This is a genomic window from Pseudolysinimonas sp. (assembly GCF_057350545.1).
Genome location: NZ_JBMRCP010000105.1, coordinates 37764 through 50380 on the forward strand (window position 1 = coordinate 37764; position 12617 = coordinate 50380).

8 protein-coding genes and 1 pseudogene are annotated in these 12617 nt (G+C 71.3%); 6 read left to right on the forward strand and 3 right to left on the reverse strand.

Annotated features, from left to right (window positions below):
• Positions 1-130 precede the first annotated feature (130 nt).
• Genes ACO1X9_RS14745 through ACO1X9_RS14770 form a run of 6 tightly spaced genes read left to right on the forward strand, consistent with a single transcriptional unit; the run spans position 131 to position 7490 of the window.
• Positions 131-1369: a PucR family transcriptional regulator gene (locus ACO1X9_RS14745; RefSeq protein WP_486351606.1), complete on the forward strand. Its 1239-nt coding sequence runs from the start codon at positions 131-133 to the stop codon at positions 1367-1369.
• A complete protein-coding gene (locus ACO1X9_RS14750; protein WP_486351607.1) occupies positions 1366-2982 on the forward strand; it encodes a long-chain fatty acid--CoA ligase in 1617 nt (538 codons plus the stop codon). Before ACO1X9_RS14745 ends, ACO1X9_RS14750 begins: the two co-directional genes overlap by 4 nt.
• A 50-nt stretch (positions 2983-3032) precedes the next feature.
• On the forward strand, positions 3033-4046 hold the full coding sequence (locus tag ACO1X9_RS14755; RefSeq protein WP_486351608.1) for a sugar ABC transporter substrate-binding protein: 1014 nt from the start codon (positions 3033-3035) through the stop codon (positions 4044-4046).
• 20 nt (positions 4047-4066) lie between these two features.
• Positions 4067-5569, forward strand: coding sequence for a sugar ABC transporter ATP-binding protein (locus ACO1X9_RS14760; protein ID WP_486351609.1), 1503 nt, complete (start codon positions 4067-4069; stop codon positions 5567-5569).
• The gene (locus tag ACO1X9_RS14765; protein WP_486351610.1) at positions 5566-6492 is read left to right on the forward strand and encodes an ABC transporter permease; all 927 of its coding nucleotides are present in this window, start codon (positions 5566-5568) and stop codon (positions 6490-6492) included. Before ACO1X9_RS14760 ends, ACO1X9_RS14765 begins: the two co-directional genes overlap by 4 nt.
• Positions 6489-7490, forward strand: coding sequence for an ABC transporter permease (locus tag ACO1X9_RS14770; RefSeq protein WP_486351611.1), 1002 nt, complete (start codon positions 6489-6491; stop codon positions 7488-7490). Before ACO1X9_RS14765 ends, ACO1X9_RS14770 begins: the two co-directional genes overlap by 4 nt.
• Here the strand turns inward: ACO1X9_RS14770 and ACO1X9_RS14775 are convergent.
• The 3 genes and pseudogenes from ACO1X9_RS14775 to ACO1X9_RS14785 form a co-directional block, all read right to left on the reverse strand.
• Complete coding sequence (locus tag ACO1X9_RS14775; protein WP_486351612.1) at positions 7472-10006, reverse strand: family 78 glycoside hydrolase catalytic domain; 2535 nt, start codon at positions 10004-10006, stop codon at positions 7472-7474. The genes ACO1X9_RS14770 and ACO1X9_RS14775 overlap by 19 nt on opposite strands.
• Positions 10003-12387 (reverse strand): glycoside hydrolase family 3 N-terminal domain-containing protein, encoded by a 2385-nt coding sequence (locus ACO1X9_RS14780; protein ID WP_486351613.1) that lies wholly within the window; start codon positions 12385-12387, stop codon positions 10003-10005. The genes ACO1X9_RS14775 and ACO1X9_RS14780 overlap by 4 nt, the downstream gene beginning before the upstream one ends.
• Positions 12384-12617, reverse strand: a pseudogene (locus tag ACO1X9_RS14785) (MFS transporter); the annotation flags it as partial. The gene ACO1X9_RS14780 and the pseudogene ACO1X9_RS14785, both read right to left, overlap by 4 nt.

Here is a 12617-nt window from a genome sequence, read left to right on the forward strand (position 1 = left end):
ACCGTTGGCGCCTAGATTCGTCCCAAATGGACGGAATCAGTCCCCGAAGTTGGCGGAGGAAGCCGATGCGTGTGCAATTCGAGACAAATAGCGTGTGCAGCAATCCGATTCAGAAGGACGAGGAAGTCCGGTGAGCGACACGACGGAACCGTCACGCGCTCCCTGGGGTGAACTCCCTCCCGAGACCGCCGCGGTGCTCGCCACCGTCGCCCAGGAACTGAGAGCCGATGTCGACCAGATCGCCGATCGCATGATCGCGGCGCAGCGCGCGGAGATCCCCGGCTACTACGAGATGTTCGACAGCTCGCTCGTCGCGGATGCCCGATCCGTCTCGGTCGCGGTCGTCGGGCTCTGGCTCGATGTCATGGTCAGCGGCGAGGGACTGAGCGACGACGACATCGCGCCGGTGACGGAGGGGTCGCGCCGGCGTGCCGTGCAGGGGGTCGGACTCGAGCCGCTCCTGCGGGCGTACCGCGTCGGTATCCGCGTCATGTGGACCCAGCTCATCGCCTCGTCGGCGTGGAAGCGCAGCTCGCTCGACAGCGCCATGGGGCAGCTCGCAACGGGCGCCCTCGCCTTCGCCGATCGCATGACCACCGCGGTCGCCGCGGCGTACCTCGACGAGGTCGCGCACCTCACCCGGGAGCGCGAGCACCGCCGGTCGAGCCTGCTCAACGTCATCCTCGCCGGCCCGACGGCCGAACAGCACCGCGCACTGGCCGACCTCGCCGAGCCGCACTGCGTGATCGTCGCGCAGGTCGAAGAGGGCGCGACCCTCGCTCGCCTCGAGACCCTGGGCACGATGCTCGAGCGTCACGCCGGAGCACGCCTGTGGACGGTGCGGCACTCCAGTCTCGTCGCGGTCATCTTCGGCACGCTGCCGCGGACCGTTCTCCGGGAGCGGCTCGCGAGCCTTCCCGACGACGGCCGAGTGCTCGCGATCGGCGTCGGCAACCGGGCCACCTCGACGGCGGAGACGCGCATCAGCTACGCCGAGGCCACCGAGGCGCTCAATGCCGGACCGACCCTCGGCACCACGACCGGCCGCATCTACGACTACAGCGCGCTCGCCCCCGTGCTCGCCTTGCTGCGCGACCGGGCCGCGGCCCTGCGGTTCGCCGACACGGCGCTCGAGCCGTTCGGCGCGATCCTGTCGCGCCGGTGGGCCCTCCCCACGCTCGAGGCCTACCTGAGTCGGGGCGGTCGCGTCGGCCAGATGGCCACCGCACTCGGGCTCCACCCGAACACCGTCAAGTACCGGATGAGCGAGCTGAACCCGTATCTGCCCTCGGACGCGCTCGACGGCGACCAGGCCGCGACGCTGCTGCTCGCGATCCGGGTGCATCAGTACCTGAAGGAGCGCACGTGATCGGCCAGATGCAGCACCGGCCGCTCACGCTCGCACACGTCTTCCACCGCGCCGAGCAGATGTTCGGCGACGCCCGGATCATCACCGCCGACCGCGACGGCGACCGCGTCACGACGGTGCGCGAGTGGGCGCCGCGGGTGCGTCGGCTCGCCGCGGCGCTCGACGAGCTGGGCGCCACCGAGGATGCTCGGATCGGCACGCTCGCCATGAACAGCCAGGCGCATCTCGAGGTCTACTACGCGGCGCCGCTCACCGGCCGCGTGCTGCACACCATCAACATGCGCCTCACGCCCGACCACCTCGCCTACGTCATCGACCACGCCGGCGACGAGGTCGTGCTCGTCGATCGCGGCCTCGCCCCGCTGCTCGCCGACGTCGTCGGACGCGTGCCGACGGTGCGCCACTGGATCGTGATCGACGACGGCTCGGGCGCCGAGCTTCCGGCTGGGCCGCAGTTCCTCGACTACGAGGAGCTGCTCGCCGCGACGGCGCCGCGCCCGGGCCGTTTCGAGATCGACGACGAGAACCGCGCCTCCGGCCTGTGCTACACGTCGGGCACGACCGGCGCGCCGAAGGGCGTCGTCTACTCGCACCGCTCGACCGTGCTCCACTCGCTCGGCCAGCTCGGGGTCGACAGCCTCGGCATCCGCGAGGCCGATGTCGTGATGCCCATCGTGCCGATGTTCCATGTGAACGCCTGGGGGCTGCCGTACGCCGCGCTGCTCGCGGGCGCTGACCTGGTGCTCCCGGCTCGATCCACGGGGCCGCGCGACCTGCTCGCGCTCGTCGAGCGGCACGGCGTGACGATGGCCGCGGCCGCGACCACGGTCTGGAACTTCGCCGCGCCGCACCTGGGCGACTTCGACCTGTCGAGTCTCCGCATGGTGATGAGCGGTGGGTCGGCGACGCCGTCGGCGCTCTCCGAGATCTGGCGCGAGCGTGCCGGCGTGCCGATCACGCACTCCTGGGGGATGACCGAGATCTCCCCGGTCGCGGTGATCGGCGGTGTGCGAGCCGCCGAGGCCCAGTCGTCGGAGGATCGGCAGCGGCAGCTGCGTGCGCTGCAGGGTCGGCCCGTGCCGCTCGTGCAGCTGCGTCTCGTCGACGACGACGGCATCGAACTCGCCTGGGACGGCGAATCGGTCGGCGAGGTGCAGGTCGCCGGACCCTGGGTGGCTTCGGGCTACTACCGCCGCGAGCACGAGGGCATGACCGCCGACGGCTGGCTGCGTTCGGGCGACCTCGGCACGCTCGATCCCGTCGGCTACCTGAGGATCGTCGACCGGGCCAAGGACATCATCAAGTCGGGCGGCGAGTGGATCTCGTCGGTCGACCTCGAGAACGCCATCATGAGCCACCCCGACGTCGAAGAGGCGGCGGTGATCGGTCGGCCCGACGAGACGTGGGCCGAGCGCCCCGTCGCCTACGTCGTCGGTCGCGCCGACGCGCAGCTCACCTCCGAGGCGGTGCGCGAGCACCTGCGCCCGCTCGTCGCCAAGTGGTGGCTGCCCGAGGACATCTTCTTCCTGCCCGAGCTCCCGAAGACGGGCTCCGGCAAGTTCTCCAAGACGGAACTACGCCGTCTCTTGGAGGGGTCGGACCCGCACGCGTAAGCCGACCACCACCCCCACCCACCAGAGTCACGTTTTCAAAGGAGAGAAACATGGCACGCACCCTTCGACGGCGCGTCCTCGCGTCGTTCGCCGCCGCGACCGGGCTCGCCCTGCTCGCCGCCTGTTCCCCGGGCGGAACCGACGGCGACACCGGCGGTGACGGCAGCGCCGACGGCACCAAGATCGCCTTCATCGGCTACGGCGACGTCAACCCCTGGGGCGCCGCGTTCAACGCGGTCTACCTCCCCGCGCTCGAGGCCGAAGGCGTCAGCATCACCGACAGCTCGTCGATGGATGCCGGCGCCCAGGTGCAGGCGTTCAACCAGGCGATCTCGGAGCAGCCCGACGCGATCGTCGTCGCCCTGCTCGACACGGCCGCCATGGTCGCCCCCATCCAGAAGGCCGTGCAGGCCGGCATCCCGGTCATCGTGTACGACGGCCCGCCGGACCCGGCCGTGGCCGATGACCCGGGCGTGCGTCAGGTGCTCTCCGACAGCGAGGCCCTCGGGCGCTTCGCGGCGGAGAACATCATCGAGGGCCTCGAAGCACAGGGCAAGACCGAGGGCACGGTCATCGTGATCAAGGGCACCGCCTCGATGCTCGTGACCCAGGACCGCCTCACCGGGTTCTACGACACGCTCGAAGGCACCGGCTTCGAGGTCATCGCCGAGGAGGACGGCAACTGGGATCCGACGCTGTCGGGCACCATCGCCACGTCGCTCTTCGCCAAGTTCGGCGCCGATGGCGTGGATGCCGCCTACGGTATGGCCGACTACATGGCCATCCCGATCATCGAGGCGGCCAAGCAGGCCGGGGTCTCGGTCGGCGCCGACGGTCTGATCGTCACGGGCAGCAACTGCTTCGCGACGGGCATCGCGTCGATCCAGGCCGGCGAGCTCTACGGCTCGGCGACCGAGGACCCGATCACGCTCGCGAACGAGATGGTCGACTACACGCTGTCGTTCCTGCGCGGTGAGGACCCGGAGCGGGTCGTCACGGTCCCCTCGGACCGCATCACCTCGGAGAACGTCGGCGACTTCGCGGAGCAGTGCACCTTCAGTTGAACGACGAACACCTGAACCCGGTGGTCCGGATCGGCGACCCGCTGATCCGGATCACCGGCCTGCGCAAGAGCTTCGCCGGCATCGAGGTCGTGAAGGGCGTCAGCCTGGAGCTGCATCCCGGCGAGATCCGTGCGCTGTGCGGCCACAACGGCGCCGGCAAGAGCACGGTCATCAAGATGCTGTCGGGTCAGCTCCAGCCCGACGTGGGCGAGATCGAGATCGCGGGCGAGACGGTGCGGCTCCGCTCGCGCCGCCAGGCGCAGCGCGCCGGGATCGCGCTCGTCGACCAGGAGCTCAGTGTCGTCCCCGACCTGACGATCGCCGAGAACCTCGTGCTCGGTGATCCCGCCGCCGGGGTGCTCGTCTCCCCCGCCCGCGTGCGCCGTCGCAGCCGCGAGCTGCTCGCGAGCGTCGGCCTCGGTCATCGCGACCCCGCGGCGCTCCTGTCGTCGCTGAGCATCGGCGAGCGACAGCTCGTCGAGATCGCGCGCGCCCTCGGGCAGAGCCCGCGCCTCGTCGTGCTCGACGAGCCCACGGCCACCCTCAACGACGCCGAGAGTGAGCTGGTGTACGAGGGCGTCCGTCGCGTCGCCGCCACCGGCTGCGCCGTCGTCTTCGTCTCCCACCGCTTGCGCGAGGTGCTGAACCTCTGCGCGACCGTCACCGTGCTGCGCGACGGCGAGCTCGTCGCGAGCACCCCTGCTGCCGACCTGACGGTCGATGCGCTCATCGAGCAGATGCTCGGCGAGCAGCTCCCGTCCACGACGACGACGGTTCCCTTCGACGACTCGGCCGAACATGCGCTGACCGTCCACGACCTCGGCGTGCCCGGCCTGCTCCGCAGCTTCTCGATCGACGCTCACCCCGGCCGGATCTACGGCCTCGCCGGACAGGTCGGATCAGGCACCTCCGACGTATTGCGCGCTCTGGCCGGCCTCCATCCCTCCGCGACCGGCCGGGTGCGGCTGCACGGACGCCGCGTCCCTCTCGGCGATCCGCGGCGTGCCGCACGCGCGGGGATCGCGTTCGTGTCGAACGACCGCAAGGAGGAGGGGCTCTTCCTCGACAAGCCCGTCGGCCTCAACCTCATCGCCACCCGGCTCGCGGCCCTCGGTGTCGCGGGGTTCCGCTCGCTGACGCGGGAGCGGGTGGAAGCCGCACGGTTGCGGGAGTCGGCCGGCGTCGCCGCGCGGGTCGACGCGACCGTCCGCGCGCTGAGCGGCGGCAACCAGCAGAAGGTCTTCCTGGGGCGGACTCTGGATGCCGGCGCGCACCTGCTCCTCGTCGACGAGCCGACCCGCGGAGTGGACGTCGGCGGTCGAGCCGCGATCCACGACCTGCTGCGGGCCGCCGCCGCCGACGGGCTCATCGTCGTCTTCACCTCTACCGAGACCGAGGAGCTGCGCGAGCTCGCGGACGAACTCGTGACGATGCGCGACGGCGAGACGATCGCGCACCACGCCCCGCCGCCGGCCACGTCGGTGATCGTCCGGGAGACCACGCACGACGAGGAGCCGACGTGAGAAGCCGCTGGATCCGGATCGCCGTCGTCGCCGTGCTGGCGATCGCCGCGATCGCCCTCGCCGCGACGACCGAGCGGTACCTGACCTGGGACAACGCCCGGGCCATCCTCAGCGCCTCGACCGGCATCGGCATCGTCGCCATCGGGGCCGGCTACATCACGATCGTCGGATCGCTCGGCTCCCTCGCGACCTCGCAGTCGGTCTCGCTGCTGGCGATGGTCTTCGTCGCCACCCAGCTCTGGGGACTGCCCGCCGCCATCCTGGCCGCCGTCGTCGCCGGCGCGCTGCTCGGAGCCGCCCAGGGATTCGCGATCGGAGCGTGGCGCGCCAACCCGATCGTGCTGACCGTCGCCGTCAGCTTCGCGCTCGTCGGCCTCTCGACCTGGCTCACCGGAGGACGGATCGTCGCGCCCACCGGACAGGGCTTCGCCGCCCTCAACGCGACCCCGCTCGGCATCCCCCTCGCGGTCTTCGTGCTCGTCGCACTCGGCATCCTCAACGAGATCATCCTGAGGTTCACGACGCTGGGGCGCCAGGTGCCCCTCGTCGGCGAGAACCGGCGCGCCGCCGTCGCCGCCGGCCTTCCCGTGACACGGGTGACGGTGTTCGCCTGGACGATGTTCGGGGTCATGTCGGGCGTCGGAGCCGCCTTCCTCGGCGCCTTCAACCGGCAGGCCAACATCTCGCTGGCCGGCAACCTGACCTTCGACGTGATCGCCGCCGTGCTCGTCGGGGGCATCGCGATCGCCGGCGGACGCGGGACGGCCCTCGGTGCGATGTTCGGTGCCGTCGCGATCTCGGCGATCACCAACCTGCTGCTCCTGCGCGGGTTCGACACCGGGGCCCAGCTGCTCGTGAAAGGACTGCTCGTGGTCGTGATCGTCGTCGCCCTGCAGCTCCGCCGACGGGAGACGACCCGATGAACCTCCGCTCCCTGCGCCGCCCCGACCGGCTCGTGCCGCTGCTCGCGTTCGGTGTCGTGACGCTCGCGTTCGTGGTGCTGCCGCTGGTCTCGGGCCGAGGGCTGCGCATCTTCGACGTCTTCAACGGCTTCCAGGGCGCCGCGCAGTTCGGCTTCATCGCCCTCGCCCTCGGCCTCACCCTGATCGCGGGCGAGTTCGACCTGTCGGTGACCGGAGTGCACGTCCTCGGCGGCGTGCTCGCGGTGTCGTTCGGAGCCGAGAACGCCGTCGTCGGTCTGCTCGTCGGGGTCGGGGCGGGTCTCGGCATCGGGCTGCTCCAGGGGCTGCTGATCGCGGCGACCCGCACCCCGTCGATCGCCGTCACCCTCGGCACGCTCATCGCGACACTCGGTCTCGCCAGCACTCTCACCGGAGGACTGAGCCTCACCTACACGAACACGGCGGTCACCCTCGGCATCGACGCGACGATGCTCGCCTTCCTCTCACCGCGGAGCCTGATCCTGCTCGGCGTGTTCCTCCTCGCGGCGGGCATCCTGATCGCGACCCGTCTCGGGCGCGAGCTTCGGGCGATCGGGAGCGACCGGCGCGCGGCCCGGGTCGCCGGGGTACCGGTGGCGCGGCTCGTCGTCGGCGTCTTCGGAGCCTCGGGTGCGCTCGCGGCGCTCGGCGGCGTGCTCCTCGCCTACAGCTACTCGTCAGCCAACCCCGATCCGGGTGCGCAGCTGCTCATCCTCGGCATCGTCGCCGCCCTGCTCGGCGGGCTGTCGCTGTCGGGCGGGCGCGGGCATCCACTCGGCATCCTGCTCGGGGTGATCGCCGTCGCGTTCGTCGGGCAGCTCACGACGATGCTCGGGCTTCCGCAGTACGTGACGCAGATCACCTTCGCGGCCTTCCTCGTGGCGATCGCGATCGTCGACGCGCCCGGCCTGCACGACAGCGTGACGCGCCTGCGCGCCTGGCGGGAGGGCGGGACGCGCACTCAGGTCGAGAAGGTGTGACGGCCGCTCGCGACCTCGTGGGCCGTTCCGTCGGGCAGCACGACCGTCGCGGTCGTCGACACCGGCACCTCGACGTGCAGCGTGAAGCGCTCGCCGTCGAGGGTCCAGGACGACGACGCGCGGCCGTAGGGAGTGAGCACCGACCCGGATGCCGACGTGAGCCCGCCACCCGGCTTCGGGGCGACGCGGAAGGTGCGGTATCCGCCCGACGTCGCCTCCAGACCCGCGATGCGGCGGTACATCCAGTCGCCGACCGCCCCCGCGGCGTAGTGGTTGAACGACACCATCCCGCCGGCCTCCTCGTCGCCGGACCCGGCGAGGTCGGCGGTGTTGACGGTGCCGTCGGGGCGGAGCGCATCCCATCGCTCCCATACGGTCGTGCCGCCCGACGTGATCATGTACAGCCACGACGGGCAGTCGGTCTGCAGCAGCAGGTCGTACGCCTCGTCGAGCCGGCCGTGGTCGGAGAGGGCGAAGAGCAGGTACGGGGTGCCGGGGAAGCCGGTGGCGAGGTGTCCGCCGTTCTCGTCGATCAGGCGGGAGAGGTTGCTCGCCATCGCCGTCGACTCGTCGCCCGAGGTCATCCCGAAGTGCAGCGGCAGCACGTACGCCGTCTGGAACTCCTTCTTCAGTCGCCCCTCGCCGTCGGTGAACACCGCCCGGTAGGCGTGGATGATGCGCTGCCGCAGGTCGGCGTAGTACGCCGCATCCCGCTCCTCGCCGAGCAGGGCCGCGATGCGAGACATGAGGCCGGCGGAGTTCGCGAAGTAGGCGGTGGCGATCCACTTGCCCTTCGCGATCCAGTCTTTCGCGCCGCCCTCGGGCGCGGCCCAGTCGCCGAAGTGGAACGGGAACCGCCAGATCAGGCGCCGCGTCGGGCGGATCGAGAACAGCCCCGCCCACCGCTTCGCCGCGCGCAGGAACCGCTTCATGGTCGGGTACTGCCGCCGCAGCAGCTCGACGTCGCCGCGCGCGAGGTACTCCGCCCACGGCACGAGCACGCACGAGTCGCCCCAGCACGCGGTCGCGAGCGTGGGCCACTTGTCGCCCGCGCGCGGCACCACCATCGGGATGCCGCCGCTCCGGCTCTGCTCGGCGCTCAGGTCGCGCAGCCACTTGTCGAGGAACCGGCTCATGTCGAACTGGTACGCCGCAGTGGACGCGAACACGGCGATGTCGCCCGTCCAACCCTGGCGCTCGTCGCGCTGCGGGCAGTCGGTCGGGATGTCGACGAAGTTCGAGCGCCCGCCCCATCGGATGGCGTCATCCAGCTTGTTGAGCAACGGGTTCGAGCTCTCGAAGCGGCCGGTCTCGGGCAGGTCGGAGTGCAGCACGTAGGCCGTCAGCTCGAGGTCGGCGGGCTCGATGCCGGTGACGCCGACGTAGCGGAAGCCCATGTAGGTGAGCCGCGGCGAGTACTCCTGGTCGCCGTCGCGGCACACGTAGGTCGCCGTCGCCTTTGCGGTGCGGAGCGACTTCACGAAGAGCTCACCGTCGACGAGCACCTCGGCGTGGCGGAACACCACTTCCTGCCCGGAGACCCCCCGCAGCCGCGCCCGCACGACGCCCGCGAAGTTCTGCCCGAAGTCGTAGACGACCTCGCCGCTCGGGGCGACCGTGTGGGAGATCGGGGTGAGCTCCTGCTGCGCCCGCACGGGGGCGCCGTAGTCGGCGAGGATCTCGGGCGTGCCGCGCGGGGTCGTGAGGGCGGCGGGGCGCCAGGCGAGGGCATCCTCGTCGATCGTCGCGTCGTAGGTCTCGCCGTCGTACCACTCCGCCGCCCGGTAGCGGCCGCCGCTCGCGACCGACCAGCGCTCGTCGGTCGGGAGGAGCTCGACCGATCCGTCGTCGTACTCGACGTGCAGCTCGCAGAGGAACGCCTGCCGGTCGGCGGCGATCCGGCTCGTGCGGCGATAGGTGAACGACCCGACCGCCCAGCCGCCGCCGACGACGACCCGCAGCTCGTTGTCGCCCGCCGCCAGCAGCGAGGTCACGTCGTGCGTCTGGTACTGCAGCTGGTGCTCGTAGGAGGTGAGTCCGGGCGCGAAGTAGGCGTCGCCCACCTTCGATCCGTTGAGCTCGAGCTCGTAGATGCCGAGCGCGGTGGCTTCGAGCCAGGCCCGCGTCACGCCCTTGCTCGTCGAGAAGGAGCGACGCGCGAGCATCGGCGCGGGCGACGCGTTCTTCGGAAAGTCGATCGTCGCATCGGTGATCCACCGCGCGACCCACGGGGTGTCGAGCCGCCCGGTGCGGAACGACGCCTCCGCGGTCGCCGTCTCGCCCGAGCGTCCGGTGGCGACGACCGTGACGGGGTACTCGGTGAACGGCGCCACGGTGCCGCCGAACCGCGTCGTGATCTGATCGTCGGTCTCGACCGCCCAGTCCCCCGACGAGATGCGGGCCGACGCGAGAGCCTCCCCGGAGACGTCGGACGAGAGCGCGAACCCGATCCGCGGCGGGGCATCCGTGACGAGCCCCTCGGCGAGCCCGTCGAGAGTGAGCGCTGAGATCTTCACGCGCGCTCCTTCTTCGGGCGCGAGAGGATGCGGCGCAGGCCCCGGATCGGATGCCCGGTGGCGATGTCGGCGAGCCCTTCGGCGACCTCGTACGGGAACGCCCCGGCCGACGACATGGCGAGCGACCGCAGCGAGGCGGACGGCATCATGCGCATCACGAAGTAGCTGTTCTTCACCTTGGCGTCGCGGTCGAGCGAGGCGGGCAGTCGCAGCGCGGCGAGGTGGTCACGCCTCATGGCGCCGATGATCGCGTCACCGACGAGCCGGCCGACGAGGGTGCGGCGGGCGTCGGTGAGCCGGGTCTCGAGCGTGAGGCGACGACGCGCCGGCAGGGTCGGGATGTCGCGGCCGAGCAGCGCGGGGAAGGCGGCGGGGATGCCGACGGGCGGCGTCGCATACGCCTCCTCGACGGCCGCCGGGTACGGCGAGCGCGGGGCGGTGCCCGACGTCACGCGCAGCGGAGCAGACAGCCGGATGTCGGCCGCCGACGCCGCGACCAGCACCTCGTAGTCGCCGTTCTCGAGCACCCAGTCGTGCCGCGCGACGTTCCAGTACGCGAGGTCGTCGAGCGCGAAGTCCAGCTCGACGACGGCCTCCCCTCCCGCGGGCACGAAGACCCGCGCGAACGACCGCAGCTCCTTGTCGGCCTTGAACACGCCATCCCGGTTGTTGCGCACGTAGAGCTGCACCACCTCGGTGCCGTCGCGCGCCCCTCTGTTCGTAATGGTCGCGCGCACCCGCACCACACCGTCGTCGAGGGTTACGGCCATGTTGCAGTAAGCGAAAGTCGTGTACGAGAGCCCGTGGCCGAACGGGAACCGCAGCGCCGTGCCGGCCTTGTCGTAGTACCGGTAGCCGACGTAGATCGACTCGGCGTAGAGCGCGAGCTCGCTGCGGTTGTAGTCGGCGGCGGCGCTCGAGCTGTCGGCATCCAGCGGCCAGCTCTCGGTGAGCTTCCCCGAGGGCGTCGCGTCGCCGAACAGCAGGTCGGCGGCGGCGTCGCCCCCGCGCATGCCGGGCAGTCCGAGGTGCAGGATGGCGGCCACGTCGTCGGCGAACGGCAACTCGACCGGCGCCCCGGCGAACAGCACGACGACGACGCGGGCACCGGTCGCGATGACGGAGGACGCGAGCGCGAGCTGCGCGTCGTCGAGGCGGAGGTGCTCGCGGTCGAAGCCCTCGCTCTCTTCGAAGTCGGTGAGCCCGAGGAACAGCAGCACGGTGTCGTCCGCCGTGGCTGCGTCGACGCCGTAGCGGTACGCGATGCCGCGGCGGTCGAAGGCGTCCCGCACCGACAGGACCGAGGTGGGGTTGATGAGCCACGACCCCGCCCCCTGGAACCGCAGGTTCTCGAACAGCTCCCCCGCGACGAGCAGCTCGGCGTCGGGCGCCAGCGGCAGCGTGCCGTCGTTGGTGAGCAGCACCGCCCCCTCGGTCGCGATGCGACGGGCGAGCTCGGCGTGCGCCTCGGGATCGTGGGGCGCCACCTCCGGGGCCGCACCGACGCGATCGACGAGGCGCAGCATCCGCTCGACCGACGTGTCGAGGTCGTCGACCAGCAACTCCCCCGATGTGACGGCCGCGACGAGCGTGCGACGGTTGTGCTCGACCTGCCCCGGCATGTCGAGGTCGCATCCCGCGGCGACGCCGGCGACCCGGTCGCGCGTCGCACCCCAGTCGGTCATGACGACGCCGTCGAACAGCCACTCGTCGCGCAGGACCGTCGTGAGCAGCTCGCGGTTCTCCGACGCGAGAACGCCGTTGATCTTGTTGTAGGCGCACATCACCGTCCACGGCTCGGCCTCGGTGACGACCCGCTCGAACGCCCGCAGGTAGAGCTCACGCAGGGCGCGCTCATCCACGAGGCTGTCGCCGACGAACCGGTAGTTCTCGTTCGAGTTGGCGGCGAAGTGCTTCACCGACGCCCCGACGCCGACCGACTGCAGGCCGCGCACGAAGGCGCTTCCGAAGACGCCGGACACGAGCGGATCTTCGGAGTAGTACTCGAAGTTGCGACCGCACAGCGGGCTGCGCTTGAGGTTGATGCCGGGGGCGAGCACGACATCCACCCCCGCGTCGCGCGCCTCGCGCCCGATCGCCTCCGCCATCCGGTACGCGTTCTCGGGGTTCCACGAGGTGGCGACGCTCGCCGCCGTCGGGAACGCCGTCGAGTGCTCGTTGTCGCCGATCGCGAAGCCGCCCGCCGCCTCGCGCACCCGGCGCACCCCGTGCGGCCCGTCGGTGAGGAAGAGCGACCGGATGCCGAGCCGCGGGATCGCGTTGGTGCGCCAGGCATCCACCCCCTCGACGAGCAGCGCCTTCTCGTCGAGCGTGAGCGCTTCGACGAGCGTGGCGGTGGCGTCAGTGGTGGCGTCGGTCATCGCACTCCCTTGATGCGCGATGTCGCGACGCCGCACGCGAGCGAGACGCCCGCGCCGACGAGAAAGAGCAGCGTGTAGTTGGGCTCGCCCGCCGACGCGATCGCGAGCAGGCCCGCGCCGAACACCGGGGCGAGCGCGGTCGAGAGGGTGGCGGCGAGGTTGTACGTCGTCATCCATCGCCCCGCCTGCTCGCGCTGCGGCACGAGGTCGCTCGCCATCGCGACGTCGAC

What these genes read in the sequence shown, in the direction of transcription:
- ACO1X9_RS14755 (WP_486351608.1), top strand. Translation starts at nt 3,033, where the DNA reads ATGGCACGCACCCTTCGACGGCGCGTCCTCGCGTCGTTCGCCGCCGCG.
- ACO1X9_RS14780 (WP_486351613.1), bottom strand. Translation starts at nt 12,387, where the DNA reads ATGACCGACGCCACCACTGACGCCACCGCCACGCTCGTCGAAGCGCTC.
- ACO1X9_RS14770 (WP_486351611.1), top strand. Translation starts at nt 6,489, where the DNA reads ATGAACCTCCGCTCCCTGCGCCGCCCCGACCGGCTCGTGCCGCTGCTC.